This is a genomic window from Rhodoglobus aureus (assembly GCF_039527955.1).
In the GTDB taxonomy this organism is placed as follows: Bacteria; Actinomycetota; Actinomycetes; order Actinomycetales; family Microbacteriaceae; genus Rhodoglobus; species Rhodoglobus aureus.
This window is the reverse complement of sequence record NZ_BAAAKW010000001.1, coordinates 66,055-84,677: the sequence shown is the minus strand read 5'-3', so window position 1 is coordinate 84,677 and position 18,623 is coordinate 66,055. Positions and strand designations below refer to the sequence as shown.

The 18,623-nt window shown below is 61.9% G+C and carries 14 protein-coding genes; 1 reads left to right on the top strand and 13 read right to left on the bottom strand.

The window, feature by feature from the left end:
* Window positions 1-225: 225 nt before the first annotated feature.
* Window positions 226-882: a trimeric intracellular cation channel family protein gene (locus tag ABD112_RS00385; protein ID WP_343922176.1), complete on the top strand. Its 657-nt coding sequence runs from the start codon at window positions 226-228 to the stop codon at window positions 880-882.
* Between the two features lie 163 nt (window positions 883-1,045).
* Here the strand turns inward: ABD112_RS00385 and leuA are convergent, their stop codons facing one another.
* From leuA to hrcA, 13 genes are all read right to left on the bottom strand, one after another.
* Window positions 1,046-2,824 (bottom strand): 2-isopropylmalate synthase, encoded by a 1,779-nt coding sequence (gene leuA / locus ABD112_RS00380; RefSeq protein WP_343922175.1) that lies wholly within the window; start codon window positions 2,822-2,824, stop codon window positions 1,046-1,048.
* 299 nt (window positions 2,825-3,123) lie between these two features.
* Window positions 3,124-4,356: a TIGR02679 family protein gene (locus ABD112_RS00375; RefSeq protein WP_343922174.1), complete on the bottom strand. Its 1,233-nt coding sequence runs from the start codon at window positions 4,354-4,356 to the stop codon at window positions 3,124-3,126.
* Window positions 4,353-8,561 carry a TIGR02680 family protein gene (locus ABD112_RS00370; RefSeq protein WP_343922172.1) on the bottom strand — a complete coding sequence of 1,403 codons (4,209 nt, stop codon included), beginning with the start codon at window positions 8,559-8,561 and terminating at the stop codon, window positions 4,353-4,355. The genes ABD112_RS00375 and ABD112_RS00370 overlap by 4 nt, the downstream gene beginning before the upstream one ends.
* The gene (locus ABD112_RS00365) at window positions 8,558-9,718 is read right to left on the bottom strand and encodes a TIGR02678 family protein (RefSeq protein WP_343922171.1); all 1,161 of its coding nucleotides are present in this window, start codon (window positions 9,716-9,718) and stop codon (window positions 8,558-8,560) included. Before ABD112_RS00365 ends, ABD112_RS00370 begins: the two co-directional genes overlap by 4 nt.
* Window positions 9,715-11,334 (bottom strand): TIGR02677 family protein, encoded by a 1,620-nt coding sequence (locus ABD112_RS00360; RefSeq protein WP_343922170.1) that lies wholly within the window; start codon window positions 11,332-11,334, stop codon window positions 9,715-9,717. The genes ABD112_RS00365 and ABD112_RS00360 overlap by 4 nt, the downstream gene beginning before the upstream one ends.
* A gap of 295 nt (window positions 11,335-11,629) precedes the next feature.
* Window positions 11,630-12,529 carry a GTPase Era gene (era, locus tag ABD112_RS00355; protein ID WP_343922169.1) on the bottom strand — a complete coding sequence of 300 codons (900 nt, stop codon included), beginning with the start codon at window positions 12,527-12,529 and terminating at the stop codon, window positions 11,630-11,632.
* The gene (locus tag ABD112_RS00350) at window positions 12,529-13,836 is read right to left on the bottom strand and encodes a hemolysin family protein (protein WP_343922168.1); all 1,308 of its coding nucleotides are present in this window, start codon (window positions 13,834-13,836) and stop codon (window positions 12,529-12,531) included. Before ABD112_RS00350 ends, era begins: the two co-directional genes overlap by 1 nt.
* Before the next feature lie 6 nt (window positions 13,837-13,842).
* Window positions 13,843-14,304 (bottom strand): rRNA maturation RNase YbeY, encoded by a 462-nt coding sequence (gene ybeY, locus ABD112_RS00345; RefSeq protein WP_343922166.1) that lies wholly within the window; start codon window positions 14,302-14,304, stop codon window positions 13,843-13,845.
* A 1-nt stretch (window position 14,305) separates the two neighbouring features.
* A complete protein-coding gene (locus tag ABD112_RS00340; protein WP_343922164.1) occupies window positions 14,306-15,370 on the bottom strand; it encodes a PhoH family protein in 1,065 nt (354 codons plus the stop codon).
* Complete coding sequence (locus tag ABD112_RS00335) at window positions 15,360-15,710, bottom strand: histidine triad nucleotide-binding protein (RefSeq protein ID WP_343922163.1); 351 nt, start codon at window positions 15,708-15,710, stop codon at window positions 15,360-15,362. Before ABD112_RS00335 ends, ABD112_RS00340 begins: the two co-directional genes overlap by 11 nt.
* 17 nt (window positions 15,711-15,727) lie before the next feature.
* Window positions 15,728-16,459, bottom strand: coding sequence for a 16S rRNA (uracil(1498)-N(3))-methyltransferase (locus tag ABD112_RS00330; RefSeq protein WP_343922161.1), 732 nt, complete (start codon window positions 16,457-16,459; stop codon window positions 15,728-15,730).
* Window positions 16,460-16,468: 9 nt separating this feature from the next.
* Entirely contained in the window at window positions 16,469-17,569 is a 1,101-nt protein-coding gene (dnaJ, locus tag ABD112_RS00325; protein ID WP_343922160.1) for a molecular chaperone DnaJ, read from the bottom strand.
* A gap of 23 nt (window positions 17,570-17,592) precedes the next feature.
* Window positions 17,593-18,615, bottom strand: coding sequence for a heat-inducible transcriptional repressor HrcA (gene hrcA / locus ABD112_RS00320; protein ID WP_343922159.1), 1,023 nt, complete (start codon window positions 18,613-18,615; stop codon window positions 17,593-17,595).
* Between the last annotated feature and the right edge of the window lie 8 nt (window positions 18,616-18,623).

Below are 18,623 nucleotides of genomic sequence, written 5' to 3'. Positions count from 1 at the left end.
CCCGCCTACTCGCCCTCGCCACAGGAATCTGGCACAACTGGCTCATCGGAGCATCACACAAACGATCCCTCATCGCCTACGACCATTAGGACTCACTCATCTAGGTACCCGAGCCTTCTATCGCTGCTCCCGACTTCCGACCTGTCACTTCTCCCATGCGCGGCAATCGCAGGCTTGCCCGCAACATAACCGAGCGTCGAGCGTCGCACATGGTACGAATGGTGCGTGAATGAGACTTTCGAGATCCCGCTGTGGGCCGGACTGTTGGCCGTCGGCGTTGGCGCCATGCAGGGTGCGATGTTTGCGGCCCAGTTTCGCGATCGCCGGCTGGATCTTCTCGGGGTCGCCATCATCGGCATCGCCACGGGATTTGGCGGCGGCATGGTCCGCGACATAGTGCTTTCTGAGGTTCCGGCAGTTCTTACAACCAACTGGTATCTCATCGTGGCAACGGGTGCCGCGCTGTTCGGGATGCTGCTCGAACGTCTCATTGCTCGCATGGGCCCGCTGATCACGGTGCTCGACGCGCTCACGATTGGCCTGTTTGGGGCAATCGGAACCACAAAAGCACTGTCGCTGGGGCTCCCCGAGGTTCCCGCAATCTTCGTCGGGGTGATCTCCGCGATTGGCGGATCAATTTTGCGCGATGTGCTGCTATCGATGCCGATCGCTCTCATGCACGTCGGTTCGCTCTATGCCGTTGCCGCCACCGCCGGTGCAACAAGCCTCGTCATCATGCGAAGTTTCGACGTTCCAGTGTTTCTCGCAGCCACGATCTGTGTCGGGCTCACGGTCGGCGTGCGCGTCTTGGCGGTTCTCTTCAATTGGACGCTGCCTGAACAGCGCACGATCAGCGGCATGCCCAAATTCCGTCGTCCCTGAACACGATCGTGGTGTGAATCGCAATCGTACAGGGTCTGTTCGCCGTGTTCGTTCCAGTGACGGCTCACGCACTCACGCACCAACGCACTAACGCACTAACGCACTAACGCATTAACGCCCCACGGCACGCGGCTGCGGGGCTCTAGTGCTGTCACAACTTGAGCTAGCTTGCAACCAGTTCTGGTTCGGGAGCGGTGCGCGTTGCCCGCACCCAGCGGTTGACTGCCGAGACAATCGCCTTGAGCGATGCCCGCGAAATGTCGCCGTCGATTCCGACGCCCCACAGGCGTTGACCGTTGATGTCAAGCTCAACGTAGGCAGCAGCCTGCGCATTACTGCCCGCGCTCATGGTGTGCTCGACGTAATCGTAGAGCTTCACTTCAATGCCTTGGCCCTGTGCGGACAGCATGCCCAAGAATGCATCAATCGGGCCGTTGCCAACGTGGGTGGCGTCGACCTCGGCGTCGTCGACGCGCAGTCGCGCCTCAAGGCTGACTTCGCCATCGTTTGCGCTTGTTGTGCGTGTCGCCAGCAGTTCGTAGCGACCCCACTTTTGGTCGGCCTGATCTGCGGATGCAGGCAGATACTCATCCTGGAATGAGGTCCAGATCTGCTCGCTCGAAACCTCGCCACCCTCGGAGTCGGTCTTCGACTGCACGACCCCGCTGAACTCGATCTGCAGCTTACGCGGAAGATCGAGGCTGTGGTCGGCCTTCAACAAGTAGGCGACGCCGCCCTTGCCTGACTGAGAATTCACGCGAACAACAGCTTCGTAGCCACGGCCCACATCTTTCGGGTCGATCGGCAGGTAGGGAACTGCCCACACGAGATCGTTGACGTCTTTGCCTTCGACTTCGGCCCGCTCTGCCATCGACTCGAAACCTTTCTTGATGGCGTCTTGATGCGAACCGCTGAAAGCGGTGTAAACGAGGTCGCCAGCCCACGGGCTGCGCTCATGCACCTTCAACTGGTTGCAGTGCTCAGCCGTGCGGCGGATCTCGTCCAAATCGCTGAAGTCGATCTCCGGGTCAACACCCTGCGTGAACAGGTTGAGGCCCAACGCGACGAGGTCAACGTTTCCGGTGCGCTCGCCATTGCCAAACAAGCAGCCTTCGATACGGTCAGCGCCGGCCATGTAGCCGAGCTCAGCCGCAGCAATAGCCGTTCCGCGGTCGTTGTGCGGGTGAAGCGAGATCAGAACGTTCTCGCGGTGGTTGACGTTGCGCGACATCCACTCAATAGAGTCGGCATAAACGTTCGGGGTCGCCATCTCGACCGTGGCTGGCAGGTTCAGGATGACCTTGCGCTCGGGAGTGGGCTGGAACACTTCGAGCACCTGGTTGCAGATGTCGACAGCGAACTCAAGCTCGGTGCCCGTGTAGCTTTCTGGCGAGTATTCGTAGTACACGTCGGTCTCGGGCACCATTGCCTCGGAGGCCTTACAAATTCGGGCACCGTTAAGCGCGATGTCGATGATGCCCTGCTTGTCCTTGCGGAACACAACATCACGCTGAAGCACGCTCGTGGAGTTGTAGAGATGCACGATCGCTTGCTTGGCACCCTTGATTGACTCGTAGGTACGGATGATCAACTCTTCGCGAGCCTGGGTGAGCACCTGAATGGTGACGTCATCCGGAATCGCATTGGTCTCGATGAGTGACCGAACGAAGTCGAAGTCGGTCTGGCTTGCCGAGGGGAAGCCAACCTCGATCTCTTTGTAGCCCATCTTGACGAGCAGATCGAACATGATCCGCTTGCGTTCGGGGCTCATCGGGTCGATCAGCGCCTGATTGCCGTCACGAAGATCGACGGCACACCAACGCGGTGCCTGAGTGATTCGCTTCGACGGCCACGTGCGGTCCGGCAGATCAACAGAAATGATCTCGTGAAACGGACGGTACTTGTGGATCGGCATCGAAGATGCGGACTGATTGTTCTTCATTTTGTGCTCCTGCTGTTCTCAAGGCCTTGTGGGCCACTCGCGACGGATCTGGTCAGCCAATGACAAACTCCGCGACGAGTGAGGCCTGAATTAGGACTCGTCGCGGCAGCTAAGGAGGAGCAGACCGAACAACACAAATTCAGAGTAGCACTTGCAGCTGGCGCGCTGCGTTGCCCCTCCCTGAAACGTGATCATTTTGCGATCACGAGCCCGGCCCCGACATCCGACACCCCACTTCCCTGTGCACGGGCGCTATCTACTGGCCACCGTGAAACATATCTGGGGAAAGCGGAAAAATCTCACCGGAGGTCGCTCAGTAACCGCTGCAACACTGATTCCTCTTCGACCCGCAGACGGTGCCGGTCTAGTTCCGCGGCGAGCGGTGGGCTCCACACTGTCTCGCCAATCGCGCCAGAAAATGGTGCGAGGTCGTGCAACTGGGAGACCGCCTCAAGGTAGTCGGGCGCGGAGAAACACCAGGGTTGCCAGGGCACACGGCGAGCGAGCGTCCGCGCGATCACCATTCCTCCCGCATCGAAATCACCGTGGTAACGCAGCTCTGCCCCACCATCAACCAGTTGGGAGAGCAGTCGAAACGCTGCAGCGCCCGGCTGTCCGTTGAGACACACCAGCCCAGGGCCGTCCGGGGAGTGCTGGTCGGCCGCCGCAGAGACGACGGCCGGGTTCTCACAGACGTAGACGACTGCGGGAACCTGGCCGACAGCATCCGTCGCCAGTTGCCGGTAGGTAAGGATGGTCGGCTGTCCGGCCTCGGCTAGGGTGGCGAGGGCCCGGGCGGTCGGCGATACAGGGCCGCCGGGGAGCCCCAGAGCGAGCACCCATGACGACAGTTCGTCCACGATGACGCCGACGGAGCCCCAGCCTTCGCGCCGCGCGTGCGCACCGGTGCTTGGTGCCGCACCGCCGAAGGCGGCAGCGAGTCCCGCACCGAGTTTCCCGAGCGGGGTACGCGCATCAAGCGCATGGGCATCGCCGTACAACCGCGCCGCGAGCACCCCGATGACCTCAGCCTCGGCCGGGAGCGCGTCGACGAGCATTGCGAGTTGGTCGGCGATGCGCTGCGCCGCCGTCGGCGTATCGGCGGCGCGCTTGAGAGCTCCGCTGCGCACCACCGACTCTGCCCACTGCGCCAATTGCGAGTGCCTGTCAGCCAGTTGACGGATACTCTCGGCGACAGCCTGCCATCCTTCGCGAGCTTCCCGCCGCTGCTGGGGATGCACATACGGACCAGTGAGTGCTACGACCGCCGACTCGAGCCCATCCGGCCAGGCGCCGCGCCGCAGCAGCGCGTCGAGGTCGTCCAGCGAGACAGAGGCCGACTGCCCAGCCCGAGCAGCCGAGCGGCCCACCAGACGAGCGGCACTCGTGCGCTCGCCCTGCGTTGCCTGGGGTTTGACGATGATGCCGCTCAGCTCGCCGTGCTGTTCGAGTCGCGTGCGCATTCGCTGCAGCAGCCAGGAGGTGTCTGCGGTCTCCAGCAGGCGTGCGAGACGTTCACGATCGTCGGTCACCAGAGCTCCCCGGACGCAGAGGCGGATGCGTCGTCGCCGACCAGCGTGCGGTGCGTGCCATCCCAGCGCCACAATTGCACATACACGGCGGGGGTGTCGTCGAAGCGGCTGAGCTGGGCGATCGACAGCCCGGGCACCTCCGCATAGCAACCCCACTCGCGTTCACTGGTCATCACGACGTCGAGGTCGAAATGGGCCAACAGCCCCAGGCAGTTCGCGCGAGAGTTGTCGTCGACGCCGGCGAATGCTTCGTCGAGCATGATGATTCGCGGTGCATGCGGGTTTGCTGCGGTGCGGTAGTGCGACGAGGCCGCGGCGAACAGCGGAATGCTGGCGGCCAGCACCCGCTCACCGCCGGACGCCGGGCCGGTGGCCGACTTCCAGGTGCCGCCTTGCTTGCGCTCGACGCTGAAGCGATGCCAGCGCCGGTAGTCGAGTGCCTCGCCAAGGTGGTCATACCAATTGCCGGTCTCGTCGGCGTCCCGCACTTCAGCGATGCGAGCCTGCAGGAACGCGCCAAGCTGCACCCGGTCCTCGTCACTCCAGACCTCTGACGCTGTGCCGAGCAGTCGTCGGGCGTCGGCAAGTCCCGCGGGTCCGTCAGCGCGCGCCCGCCACAGCACGCGGAGCATCATGCCTGTCGTTGTGGGTCGACGTCGCAACTCCTCATTGATCTCCGCGATCTGTTGGTCTGCGTCGCCGATCAACTCGGACAGTTGCGCGCCCACCTCGGTGACCAGGTGATTGTGGATGATTTCGCGTTCCCGTGCCGACAGCATCCGCTCATGCTGGTCAATCTGGAGAGTCAGGTTCTGCTCCAGTTCTGGCAGGGTGGTTTCTCGCCCCTTGATCGTCACGAACACCCTCACCCCCGCGTCGGCCGTGATGGCCGCCACTTCGTAGTCGTGCCGACCGAGAGATCGCTGCAGTTCGTTGATTTGCGTGTGCACTTCTGAGGTGAGTCGCTCGTAGCGGGTTTCGGATGCGTCAACATCAGAAAGTTCGGCGTCGATCGCACGGGCGATGTGAACACCGCGCGTTGCCGTCCACTCGTCCCCCATACCCGGAAACTCAAGGTTCGGGACGGCAACCGCGGCAATGCCGAGTTCGGTCGTGCGGCGCAGTTGTTCAACGGCGTCGCGTCGAGCCTCGGCAGCGTGCTGCTGCTGGGTCCGCAACCCGGTCAGCCGTTCGCCAAGACGCGCACCGTCGATCGCGGCGGCCTCCCGCTGTTTATCGGTAGAGCGGATGTCGCCATTGACCCTCTTGAGCACGGCCTCCACTGCGGAAACCCGGGCACGATACTCGGCAACCCCAGCGCCGAGCTGGGCACGCAACGCATCTGCATAAGCACGCAGGCTCTGCGTCTGCTCGAGCGCTTCGGCAAGCTGATCGGATCGCTCTACGCTCTGCGCCTTGGCTTCCGCAAGTCGTGCGGCAGTCGCCTCGCTGGCCGCACGAGCGTCGAAAAGACGCTCGACCGCGTGCCAAAACCCGTGCGCCGCACGGTCGTAGTCATCGAGAGCACCATCCAGCGCGTCGATGGCCGTCGATTCCACCGGAAGACCGAGCAGGGTGGCGTCAGTTTCGAGTTCGACGATGGCCTCGTCACGGGCGAGAGTGGCCGTCGCCACCGCCGTTCGGGACACCTCATACTCTTCGGCCGCTCTGGCGGCGAGTTCCCGCGCGACGGCGGCGGCGCTTTCGGCAGCATCCAGGTCCCGCGCTGACGGAAGCGCGAGCACCTCCCGGTCGATGGTGCGTAGGCGCTGCTCGAGCAGGTGCAGTTCTTCGCGCACGCTGCTCGCGGCGACCTCGGCTATTTCGTGCTCGGCCCGCGCGGCGACGAGGCGCCGTTCCCGGGCTGCGGCGCGTGCGGTCTCGCCGATGTACCGGGCGGCTACCGTTGACCAGCGGCCGCGGGCGGGACCGAGCCGGAAGTGCCCGCGTACACTGACCGACACATCGGCAGTATCATCGTCATCGTCGTTAGGGAGCGCAATGCTCGCCAGCACGGCGTCGACGGCGGCTTCGTCGACGGACGTGTCGGACGGCAGTTCCACCTGCAGCACATCGAGCAAGCTTGGTCCGGCGACTGGCGCAACCGCACGTAGCAAGACCTCACCGTTGGCTGGGTCATGCAGTGTGCCGTCGCCGGGTGATTCCCCGTCTCGAAAAACCGCCGTAAGGAGTCCACTGGCTTCGAGCGCGGCTTCCAACCCAGCCCGATCAACGTCGGTGACGGTGTCGACAAAGGTCACCGCGCGCCAGAATGGCACCGCATCCGGGAAAGCGACCGCCCTCGTGGGCAGGGCATCCGGCTCCAACGTGACCCCACTCTGAATTGCTGCGATCTCGGCGCTGAGGGTGGTTGCGAGTTCCTCGAGCTCGCGGAGCCGGGCATCCGCGGCCGCCTTCTGGGCGCCCAGCCCGCCACGCTTCTCGGCGGCATCGGCCTGCAGTGCGATGACCGCCGGGTTGTCATCCTCACGCATCCGCACCCACTGAACGAAAGCCTCGAAATCGTCGTCGACGACACGCAGTTCTGTGAGCATGGCAAGCGCACGCTCGACCCGACCGATGTGTTCGACAACCTCGCGATCGACATCGGCGACGGCGGCATCGGAGCGCACAACAGCCTCTGACTGCCGGGAGTCGGCATCAGCCTCAACCTTTGTAGCCGTGGCGAATGCCCGCTCCGCTTCTGCCAGCGCCTGCCGCAGGGACCGGATGCGCGTGATCGCCTCGCGTGCCCGCCGGACGGCCGTCGTCGCCGCCGCCTGGTCGGCTGCGAGTGCATCGGTCGGGTCGTCTGTGACGGTCTGCACCGTGGCGGTCGGTCCTGTGAGCACGGCGACGTGCGCCGTCTGAATGCCCGCCGCTGTGGCGCTCTGCTCCGCTGTGGCGAGCGCGGCCTTCGCCACATCCAGGCGCTTCTCGGCGCGTTGGGATGCTGCGTCGGCTTCCTCCACTGCTCGCCGTTCAGCGAGAACCGATGACGTCGCTCTCGACTCGGAGGCAGCGTGGTGTTCGTCTGCACGATCGGCAGACTCGTCAGCCAACGCAATCTGACGTTCGCTCTGCACATGCTCGCTGTCGCGCAGCGCCTCACGCTCTGCCGTACGCTCCGTCTGTTCAGTGCGAAGCAGGCTAAGGCGGGCAACTGCATCCACCATGACCGACTCTGACAACTCGCGATCAGCCGTCACGGCGATGATCTCGCGGCCGTGCTTGTCATGGTCGGCCTGCTCGTGGCGTGGTGCTTCTGCTTGGCGTCGCAACAACACGCGCGCGTAGGCGCGGTAATGTCCCAGGAACGCTCGCACCGAACGCTCGGCATCGGTGAGCTGGGAGAGTTCGTCGCGCTCCTCATCCAGTGAGCGCAACCCGTCGGCTACCGACTTCAGCACATCGTCGGCCACCGGAGTGAGCGACCGCGACAGCGCCTCGTCGAGCGCGGACTCGCTCGGTCGTTTTGACAACTGCGGGGCGCGAAGGTGAAGCAGTAACTCGACCAGTTCGGAGTAGCGGCGTTCCCCCAGACCAAAAAGTTTCTCATCAACCGCCCGCCGGTACTCCCCCTTGGTCGTGTATACCTGACCCTTCTCGCCGAGTGTCTCAGATAGGCGGCCCTGGCTGAGCGCCACCCGTGTGGCATCGGTCAGGGCGAGGTCGCCGCCGACACGCTCACTCGTGACGAAGAACCAGTGCTTGGTGATGCCGCGACCGCGGGCGGCTTTGAGCCCGGCCCCGATGGACGTGTAGTGCGCAACACCAGCCTCGTCAACTCGACCGAACTCGAGCCAGCTGTAGCCGATGCGCTCAGTGTTGGGGTGCTCATCGCCGAGCAGCAGATTCCATTCCATGCGCTTCTGCCGGTCGCCATCAGGTTCGATACGCTGCGGAGAGAGGTCGCCGTCGAACAGGAACGGCAGGGTGAGGGCGAGAACTTTCGACTTGCCTGCACCGTTGTTGCCGCGAAGCAGCAGCCGTCCGTCGACGAAGGGGAACACTTCGTTCTCATAGTAGAAGAGGTCGACCAGTCCGAGCCGTAGCGGCTGCCAGCGCAAGGTGGTAGGAAGCGGCAGGGCGGATGCTGCGGAATCCGTCGCGAGCTCGCCTGCGGAAGCGTTAGTGACCCCGGCATCGGTCACCGAAGCACCGGTCACATCGGCATCACTCGGGCTGGTAACGGTGTCGGTCATGCTCGGGTTCCTCCGGTGATGATGGGGTCGGCGACGCTAAAGCGGGCGAGGGCGGGGCGCACGCGCACTGCCTCTCCGTCGCGCACGATGAGTTCAAGGGCGGCGAGCCTGCTGAGCGCGGTGTCGACGAGTCCTGTCTCGGCTCCCGGTTGCTGCGCGTCGCCGCGCCAAAAACCTGAGAACTGGGGGGTGATCTCGCGCACGAAAGTCCGCAACGTGTCTACGGTGGTGTCACCGCTCGTGGCAAGCCGTTCGGCCACCAGAAGTGTGACGTGTCCGTCGGTGCCTTTCTCGGGCATCCGAAGGTCGGTCAGGTCGTCCTCAAGGTCGACCATGGCGATACCTTCACGTCTAATCTCGGGCACCAACCCGGTGAGCTCGGTAACGCGGCGTGTGATCAGACTGCGTTGGCTACGCAGATAGGCTGCCTCGTCGTCGCCCAGTTCATCGAAATACAGCACCGGTTCGTCGAGCAGGCGGCGGGTGAGTGTCTGGCGCAGGCGCAGGTTGCGCAGTTCGTCGGTGGGTGGGATGCCGCGGTCGCGCATGCCGTGCATCCGAGTTTCGAGGTCAGCTCCGGCCACCATGGACGGTGAGCGGCGGGTGACCAGCAGCGTTGCGAGCACCCGGCGGGAGACGTCATAGAGCGCATCGCCGCCGTGGCGCACGTACTCCTGCTCGTCACCGGCGACCCGAGCCAGCACGCCCCACCGCAATAGCAGGTGAACGGCGGCTACCAGGTCGCGGCGTTCGTCATAACCGTCGAGCGTGAAGGCGAACCCGGCGGCGGCAAGCTCGGGGTCCTGTGCCTGCACCACGACCAGTTCTGCCATCCGGCCGAGCGCAATCTGCGCGTCTGCGCGTTCGAGTACCGCGAGACAGAGCATGAGCAGAACGTAGCGGCGGCGCGAGAACGCGACACCGTTCACGGCAAACGGGTGTGTCGCCACGGTGAGGGTGGCTGGCTCGCGGTACAGGCGAACCACGGCGCTGTCGACGTACACCGACCAGCCGGTATTGGTGTCGAACCAGTCGTGCAGTGGCGCGGCGGCGCGCCGCACGAGACGGTACCGCTCCTCGTCGCTGGCCCTAATCAGCGGATGCTTGAGCAACAGTCGGGCCGCCCGCTGGGTGTCGTCAATTCCGGTCGCGCTCACGGGGCCTCTGCGTTCTGCTGCTGGGCGATCGCGGGCGCACTTTCCACCGCGATTGAGAGATCGGTGATGCTCACGAGATGGTTCGGCCCCCACAACGTTCCGCGCGCTGTGGTGAGTCCGACCGGCTCGCCGTCGTCGAGGGTGCTTAACTCGATGCACATTGTCCCGTCGCTGGATGCGGTGCGTACCTGCTGCTCGCCAGGGCGCTTAGCGACGAGGGCGTCACCGAGAAGCGTGAGGAAGAGGCCGAAGGCGGTCGAGTCGAGCCCTGTTAGGGCGCGCAACTCCACCTCCCCCTCCGTCGCGAGTCGGCGTCTCGCAGCCGCAATCTGCTCCGCCTGCTGCCGCATCCTGAGCGCCAGCATCGCCCGTTCGGCTGAGCGGTCGATGACCTGGTTAGGTCGACCAGAACGTTCGTAGGATCCGGTGCGGCGCAGCTGCGGCGAGATCGCCAGCGGCACAGCGTCAGACCAGGGTGCTCCGATGAGTGACGGGTCATCATTCCAGCGCTGCCACGTCTCTGAGTCGGCGGTGAGGTGACGTGCTGGGTAGAGTCCGAAGGTGGCACGCGCAAGGCGATGCCGGTCGTTGTCATCGGATGCTTCCTGAAACCAGCGAGCTAGCGTCAGGAAGTCGGTGGCCCGGTCGCTTCGTCCCGACCGCCTCGCATTCACCGCGCGTACGGCGTCGAGCAACGCGGGAACGGCCGCCAGCGCAGACATGCGAAGCAGTTTCGCTTGGCTATCGCGTCCGTTGGCGGTGAGGAACCAGCCGCGCAGACCGGCCCAGCGCGCGGTCCACAACTCGTACACGCGCTCCTGTTCCCTGAGCGCCCCAGGGTCGTTGGGGTCAGGGGCTGCGGATGCCGCGTCCCGCTCGGCAAGCGATCTGAGCACCGCATCCAGTCGGGCCGGGTCGAGCACCGTCACGAGCGTCGCGATTTGCGGTCCCCGTACTGCGAGGTCGCGAATGAAGCTCTCCAGGTAGTCAACGAGGCGCGACTTGTAGGCAAGGAAAACCTCCTCATCGGTGTCGGTGAGATCTATTGTGCGCTGCAACGAACCCATGAAGACGCTGGCGTTGTCGGCGAGCTCCGTGAAGCGTTGGGCGAGTGCAGTAAGACTGGCCTGCAGTTTGCTGAGATCAAGATCTTCGCGGTTCGATCCCGCACTGTCGCCGCCCACAAGTTCCCCGACCTGCTGCAGTGTTGCGGCGATGTCGTCGAGTGCAACCGCCTGCAATGCGCCGCGGCGGCCAAGGCTGTCGTCAAAAGTGCGGAGTGCCCGCTCAACGGCCTCCCCTTCGCGGCTCAACTGGAACAGGTGGCGTTTGCGGTAGAAGTCGGCCACCTGTACGACACGCCCGGTGTCGGGCGACGCCAGTAGGTTTCCCCACGTCACGAGTTGGTCGAGGGCATCCGTCACCATATCCACGGATGCCTGCTCGCCGTCATCGCGCGCACGCATCGCCTCGAGGACGTCGTCGGGGCGCAGGTGCACCTGGAAGCGTTCTTTCGCGGCAACGAAGCCACCGAGCACCCTCCGGTAGAGGGCAGCATTGTCAGCGTTCAGGTGCCGGAACACACTGAACGACCGGTCCCCTGCATTGATAGCCATCATTGATTTCTAGCAGAGAATCGTGACACCGGGCTAACCTCGCCACTGTGTATCTGCAGTCCACGCCGATGCGTCAAACACATTCACTCAGACTCCTCCTGCGAGGCGGCCAGTCGGCGCTCCTCAGGGAGGTCGGCCACGAGGTCGCTACCCGTGAGCTGATCGTGCACCAGCTGCTGGAGTTTGTCCCGCTCATTTGACTAGCGTACCGCTGGAGCTGCTGCCTTCTCCGGCAGCGAAATATTGTCTGCTAGGTCCGACCCTACCGAACCACCCACCGCCATCAGTTGTAGGGTTAGAAGCCCAAACGGCCGAGTTGCTTCGAATCACGCTGCCATTCCTTGGCAACCTTTACTCGCAGCGATAAGAAGATCTGCTTGCCCACGAGCTTCTCGATCTCAACTCGTGCTCGCGCACCAACATCCTGCAAGCGCTCGCCACCCTTGCCGATGATGATGCCCTTTTGGCTGTCTCGCTCCACGAAAATGTTGGCGAAAACTTCGAGCAGATCTTTGTCCTCGCGTTCGATCATGTCGTCAATAGTGACCGCGATCGAGTGCGGTAGTTCGTCCATAACGCCTTCGAGCGCAGCTTCGCGAATCAGCTCCGCAACACGCGATTCGGTTGACTCGTCGGTGACGGCGTCATCCGGGTAGAGAGCGTGCGAGATGGGCATCAACTTGACGAGCTCGGTCGAGAGGATGTCGAGCTGGATGCTGTCGAACGACGAGATCGGAATGATTTCATCCCAGTCCCGCAATTCACTCACGGCACGAAGCTGCTCTGCGACACCGGGCCGCGATGAGGCGTCGATCTTGGTGACGATCGCCACCTTCTTCGCGCGCGGGAACGAGTCGAGCTGCTCATTGATGTAGCGGTCGCCAGGACCAATTTTTTCGTTCGCGGGGATGCAGAGCCCTATTACGTCGACTTCGCCGAGAGTATCTTGCACGATCGAGTTGAGTCGCTCGCCGAGGAGGGTGCGCGGACGGTGCATACCTGGGGTGTCAACGATGACCAATTGGCCATCGTTGCGATGCACAACGCCGCGAATGGCGCGACGAGTAGTTTGTGGTTTCGACGAGGTTATGGCCACCTTTTCACCGACAAGCGCGTTGGTGAGCGTCGACTTTCCGACGTTGGGTCGACCAACAAAGGTCACGAATCCTGCTCTGAACTCACTGGCGTCGGTCACTATGATTCACCGTTCTCTCGTTCATTCGAGATTGAGTCGTGCTGATTGTCGATGGAGGGGTCTTTAGCAACGAGCACTGTGCTGATGCGTTTGCGCCGCCCCTCGGTGCGCTCGGCCGTGAGCACAAGCCCGGAGTAGTGCGCTATCGCACCGCTCTCGGGCAGCCGGCCCAAAGTTTTCATGATTAGGCCGCCGACAGAGTCGACCTCGTCATCATCAAGTTCGAGTCCGAACAGGTCACCCAGTTCATCGATCGGCAATCGCGCGCTCACCCGGAACGTGCCATCAGCGAGTTCCTCGAACTCAGCCACCTCGCGGTCGTACTCGTCAGAAATATCTCCGACGAGTTCTTCGATGAGGTCTTCCAATGAGACTAGTCCTGCGATGCCGCCATACTCATCGACGACCATCGCGAGATGGTTTGATTCGAGCTGCATCTGTCGCAACAGGCTGTCGGCGCGCTGCGATTCAGGCACGAACAGTGCGGGTCGAGCCAGCTCTTGAGTCGTGAGCTTGTCAGCCTCTACTGGCTGCTCATAAACCACCCGCGCCACGTCGCGAAGGTACAGCACGCCCATGACCTGGTCGATGTCTTCGCCGATGACGGGCACTCGTGAAACTCCGCGACTCAGGAACAGTCCCATCGCCGCACTGGCCGTGACGTCGGCGTCAACCGTCACCATGTCGGTGCGCGGAATCATTACCTCGCGCACCACAGTGCTGTTGAACTCAAATATTGAGTGGATGAGGTCCCGATCGTCTTGATCCAACACGGCATGTTCGGTGGCTTCATCCACCATGCTCAGCAGTTGTTCTTCGCTCGAGAATGTTGCGCTGCGCGGTCGGCCAGGCGTCACACGATTGCCGATAGCGACGAGCGCGTCCGCGATCGGCCCCAAGATCACGCGGATGCCGCGCACGACGGGGGCGGCTATCTGAACTACTTGGCGAGAGTGCGCCCGCCCGACGCTTCGAGGGCTGGAGCCGACGAGAACGAATGACGCCCCCGTCATGATGAGCGCGCTAAAGAGCAGGGCAAACCACCACTGCTCGAAAACTGTGGCGAACACTAGTGTTACCAAAACAGCGGCCGTGGTTTCGAGCACAATTCGCATGAAGTTGAGCGCGTTAAAGTGAGCGCCCAAGTCGTGCGAGATGGCCAGAATCGCTTTCCTTGCACGACTGCGACCAGCAAGTTCTACTAGGTCACTTCGACTGAGCACGGTCAGTGCGGAGTCGGCTGCTGCAAGCAAACCACCGAGCGAAACCAGCAGGATCGCTACGGTGATGAATATGCCGTTCAGCATGAGCGGCTACCTACTTCGTTCGGCAAGGGCAAACCCCAGCAAGATTTCGCGCTGGAGGCTGAACATCTCTTTTTCTTCCTCAGGCTCTGCATGATCGAATCCGAGCAAATGCAGCAGGCCGTGGGTGGTCAACAAGAGCATTTCCTCGAGCGGCGGATGCCCGGCAGTCTCTGCTTGCGAAATCGCAACTTGGGGGCAGACGACGATGTCGCCGAGCAGCCCGGCGGGCGTCTGGTGAGCCTCGCTACCGGGACGCAACTCGTCCATCGGAAAACTCAGTACGTCAGTGGGGCCAGGTTCGTCCATCCACTGCACGTGAAGCTGCTCCATGGCGGCCTCATCCACAAAGACAATGCCTAGTTCGGCATCCGGATGAACGTGAAGCTGATCGAGCGCAAAAGTACAGAGTCGCTGAAACGCGTGCTCGTCTATTTCAATAGTCGACTCGTTGTTGATTTCAATTGACACGCTAACGTCCCTCGTGATTGCGGCTTCGACCTCGCGGTCGGTTCTTGCTGTTGTACTCATCGCGCTGCTTTTCAGCATCGTAGGTCGTGTAGGCGTCAACGATTTTTCCCACGAGAGTGTGACGCACAACGTCAGCACTCGTGAGCTCGGCAAAGTGGATGTCGTCGATGTCTTGCAGCACGTTCGAGACGAGTTTGAGCCCGCTCGCTCCCTCAGGCAAGTCGACCTGCGTGACATCACCGGTGATGACCATCTTGGAATCGAATCCCAATCGGGTCAGGAACATCTTCATCTGCTCAGGGGTGGTGTTTTGGGCCTCGTCGAGAACAACGAAAGACTTGTTGAGCGTGCGACCACGCATGTAGGCGAGCGGAGCAACCTCAACAGTGCCAGCGGCCAACAACTTAGGAACCAGTTCTGGATCCATCATGTCGTTGAGTGCGTCATAGAGCGGCCGAAGGTACGGATCAATCTTGTCGGTCAGCGAGCCAGGTAAGAAGCCCAATCGCTCCCCCGCCTCGATCGCTGGGCGACTCAAAATAATGCGGTCAACTTCTTTGCGCTGCAAGGCTTGGACGGCCTTCGCCATCGCAAGATACGTCTTGCCGGTTCCTGCTGGGCCAATACCGAACACGATGGTGTTGTTGTCCATTGCTTCGACGTACTGCGACTGCCCCAAGGTCTTGGGCCGAATGGCTTTGCCGCGGGCCGTAAGAATTGTCTGGCCAAGCAAGAGATTCGGGCTGCCCTGATTCTGCCTCAGGATGCTCGCCGACGATTCAACTTCTTGCGTGCCGAGGTCGTGTCCGTCGCGAACCATTGCGATCAGTTCATCCACCAGCTCTTCGGCGGCAGCGAGGGAAACAGCGTCGCCGGTCAGAGTGATTTCGTTTCCGCGAACATGCATTTCGACATCCGGAAACTTGCTCTCAACCACCCGGAGCAGTCGGTCATGTGGGCCTAGCAGCCGCACCATTGCCACGCCATCTACTTCAATGGCAACGCTCTCGCGCTCGTGTGGATGTGCTTTCTCAGTGCGTGCGGACTCAGAGTCACTAATGACCAAGGGTGCCTTCCTCGAGGTTTCCGCCGAGCACATGTGCGTGCACGTGGAAAACAGTTTGACCAGCGGTTTCACCGGTGTTGAAAATCAGTCTGTATTGCCCGCCTGCATGTTCATCGGCGAGCTTCTGGGCGACCGAGACAAGCTCGGCCAGAAGCGCGGGGTTGCCTGCAGCAAGCTCCGCAACGTTCGCAAACTCTTCAGTTGTGGGAACGACAAGCAAGTGCACGGGCGCTTGGGGCGCAATGTCGCGAAACGCGATCACGGAATCTGACTCGAAGACAATATCCGCGGGAATCTCGCGAGCGATGATCTTGGTAAAGATCGAACGTGAATCAGACATAGCTCTAGCCTAATCCTCTAGCCCCAGCGACCAAGTTTGACGTTCAGTACCGCAAGCGCAGCGGGGCCAGCGGTAGACGTGCGCAGCACTTCACTGCCCAGCCGAACCGTGGATGCACCGGCCGCAGTCAATAGCTCCAGCTCATGGTCTGCAACACCACCCTCTGGCCCGACGACGAGCACAATGTCGCGATCATCGACGACGAGGTCGGACAGCGTCTCTGTTGCGGTTGGCTCGAGCACGAGCATCCGCGTGCTGGAGGCGAACGCTGCGAGCTGCTTAGTAGTCACAAGATCAAGCACGTCGGGCAACCACGTGCGCAACGATTGTTTACTGGCTTCGCGCACAATTGCCGCCCACCGATCGCGACCCTTAGCAACCTTTGCTCCCTGCCAGCGCGAAATACTGCGCGCCGCTGACCACGGAATCACGCCGTCAATACCGAGTTCTGTCGCCACTTGCACTGCGAGCTCATCGCGATCGGCCTTGGCCAATGCTTGCGCGAGAAATACCGCAGGCGTGCTGCGTGGAGTGTGCCGTGCCTCAGCAACCTCGATGCTGAGTTCGGTGTGCTCAGCGACGGTGATCGCCCCAGAAACCGTGAGCCCAGCCCCATTGCTAATCGCAATCGTCTCGCCGACTTTCAGCCGCGACACCGTAACCGCGTGACGCGCTTCTGCTTGTGTCAGCGAGACTGTGTCGCCGACCTTAGCGTCGTCGAGTTCTTCATCGATATAGAGGTGAGCCACCGTACTCGCCTACAGGAACCGGTCGCGCAGTTTGGCGAAGAGTCCCTGCTGGAACTCAGCGAATTCTGGCGCTTTGCTCTTGCGCGCTGCGGCAAGTTGCTTTATCAATGCCTGTTCGGTACCGCTCAGCTTAGTTGGAGTGACGACCTGGATGCCTAGGCGCAAGTCACCGCGAGCACCACCACGCAGACCTGTAATGCCTCGCTCCTTGACGGTGAGCACTTCGCCACTCTGAGTGCCCGGCTTGATGTGCACCTCAACCTTGTCGTCCAAGCCGTTCAAGGTCACAGTGGTGCCCAGGATCGCGTCAAGCATCTGAACCTCAACGGTGGCAAGCAGGTCGTCATCGGAGCGACTGAAGACGTCGTGATGACGCACCTTCATCTCCAAGAAGAGGTCACCGTTGGGTCCACCCGCCGGCCCGACTTCGCCCTGGCCCGGCATCTGCAAACGCACACCAGTTTCGACACCGGCCGGAATGTCGACCGAAATGGTACGTTGAGCCCGCACTCGGCCCTGGCCTGCACACGTAGCGCAAGGGTTCACGATGATGTTGCCGTAGCCGCGGCACGTGCCACAGGGGCTCGAGGTCATGACGTTACCCAGGAGGCTGCGCACCTGGCGATGAATCTGACCGCTGCCCTGACAAATATCACAGCGCACCGGTGAAGAGCCGGGTGCCGAACAGCTACCCTCACAGGTCTCACAAAGCACAGCGGTATTGACCTCGATGTCGCGCGAAACGCCAAACATCGTGTCTTTCAGGCTGACCTCAACTCGCAGCAGGGCATCCTGGCCGCGCTCACGACGAGATCGGGGCCCGACGGATTGACCGCCGCCACCACCGCCGAAAAAGGTTTCAAAGATGTCGCCGAAGCCAAAGCTCGCTCCGCCAAAACCGCCGCCGCTGCCGCCCATGTCGTACTGCTGACGCTGCTGCGGATCGCTCAACACGTCATACGCGTGGGTGACGGATTTGAATCGTTCTGACGCGTCCTCGCTCGGGTTCACGTCGGGGTGCAACTCGCGAGCAAGCTTGCGGTACGCCTTCTTGATTTCTTCGGGCGTAGCCTCGCGTGCAACGCCGAGGGCTTCGTAGTGATCTGCCAAAGTTCCGATTGCTCCTTACGAGCTCAATTTTCTTCTAAAAGTCGTGACAGGTAACGCGCTACCGCGCGAACCGCTGCCATGTTGTTCGAGTAGTCCATGCGAGTCGGGCCAAGCACACCCAGTCGCGCAACGTCGCCGCCCGACGAGGAATACCCACCCGTAACGACAGACGTCTCTTCAAGTCCAAATTCTGCGTTCTCTCGCCCAATCCGAGTAGAAACGGATCCACTAGTCACTTGCATCTCTCCAAAGAGGCGCAACAGCGTAACTTGCTCTTCAATTGCCTCAAGCACGGGAAAAATGCTGCCGGAGAAATCTTGCTCGGTTCGCGCAAGGTTTGCTGTACCCGCCAATACAAGTTTGTCATGACGGTTGGCCAACACCTGTTCAACCAGACTGGATGCCACCTGACTGACGACCGCTTGGCGTTCGGCCGCGAAAATATCAGCGAAATTCGCCAGCCTCTCAGCAGCTTCAGGCAGGGACTGCCCGTTGAGCGCGGAGTTCAACTTTGCGCGCATCTCCCCCAAGAACACGTCGTCAAGGGGCTCCAAGACATCGATGAGCCGTTGTTCGACACGCCCGGAATCCGTAATAAACACCGTCATGATGCGCGAAGCACCCAATGGAACCAACTCGATATGGCGCACCCGAGCCGTTGCCAGCGAAGGATACTGCACGAGCGCGACGCTGTTTGTTAGCTGGGAAAGCATGCGCACAGTGCGCGCAAGCACGTCATCCAAGTCGTCGGCTTGACCCAAGAAAGACTCGATCGCTTGGCGCTGTGCGCTCGTGAGCGGCCGCAAATCTGCGAGCTGATCCACAAACACGCGGTAGCCCTTATCGGTGGGCACACGACCAGACGAGGTGTGAGGAGCGGTGATCAGCTCTTCATCTTCGAGCAAAACCATGTCGTTGCGGATCGTTGCGGCAGAGACACCAAAGGAATGACGCTCCACTATCGACTTAGACCCGACAGGCTCGCGCGTAGCAACGTAGTCCTGCACGATGACTCGAAGCACATCAAGTCCGCGGGCGGAAACCATGCCACCAC

What these genes read in the sequence shown, in the direction of transcription:
- ABD112_RS00360 (WP_343922170.1), bottom strand. Translation starts at nt 11,334, where the DNA reads ATGGCTATCAATGCAGGGGACCGGTCGTTCAGTGTGTTCCGGCACCTG.
- ABD112_RS00350 (WP_343922168.1), bottom strand. Translation starts at nt 13,836, where the DNA reads ATGCTGAACGGCATATTCATCACCGTAGCGATCCTGCTGGTTTCGCTC.
- leuA (WP_343922175.1), bottom strand. Translation starts at nt 2,824, where the DNA reads ATGAAGAACAATCAGTCCGCATCTTCGATGCCGATCCACAAGTACCGT.
- hrcA (WP_343922159.1), bottom strand. Translation starts at nt 18,615, where the DNA reads ATGGTTTCCGCCCGCGGACTTGATGTGCTTCGAGTCATCGTGCAGGAC.
- ABD112_RS00370 (WP_343922172.1), bottom strand. Translation starts at nt 8,561, where the DNA reads ATGACCGACACCGTTACCAGCCCGAGTGATGCCGATGTGACCGGTGCT.
- ABD112_RS00335 (WP_343922163.1), bottom strand. Translation starts at nt 15,710, where the DNA reads ATGTCTGATTCACGTTCGATCTTTACCAAGATCATCGCTCGCGAGATT.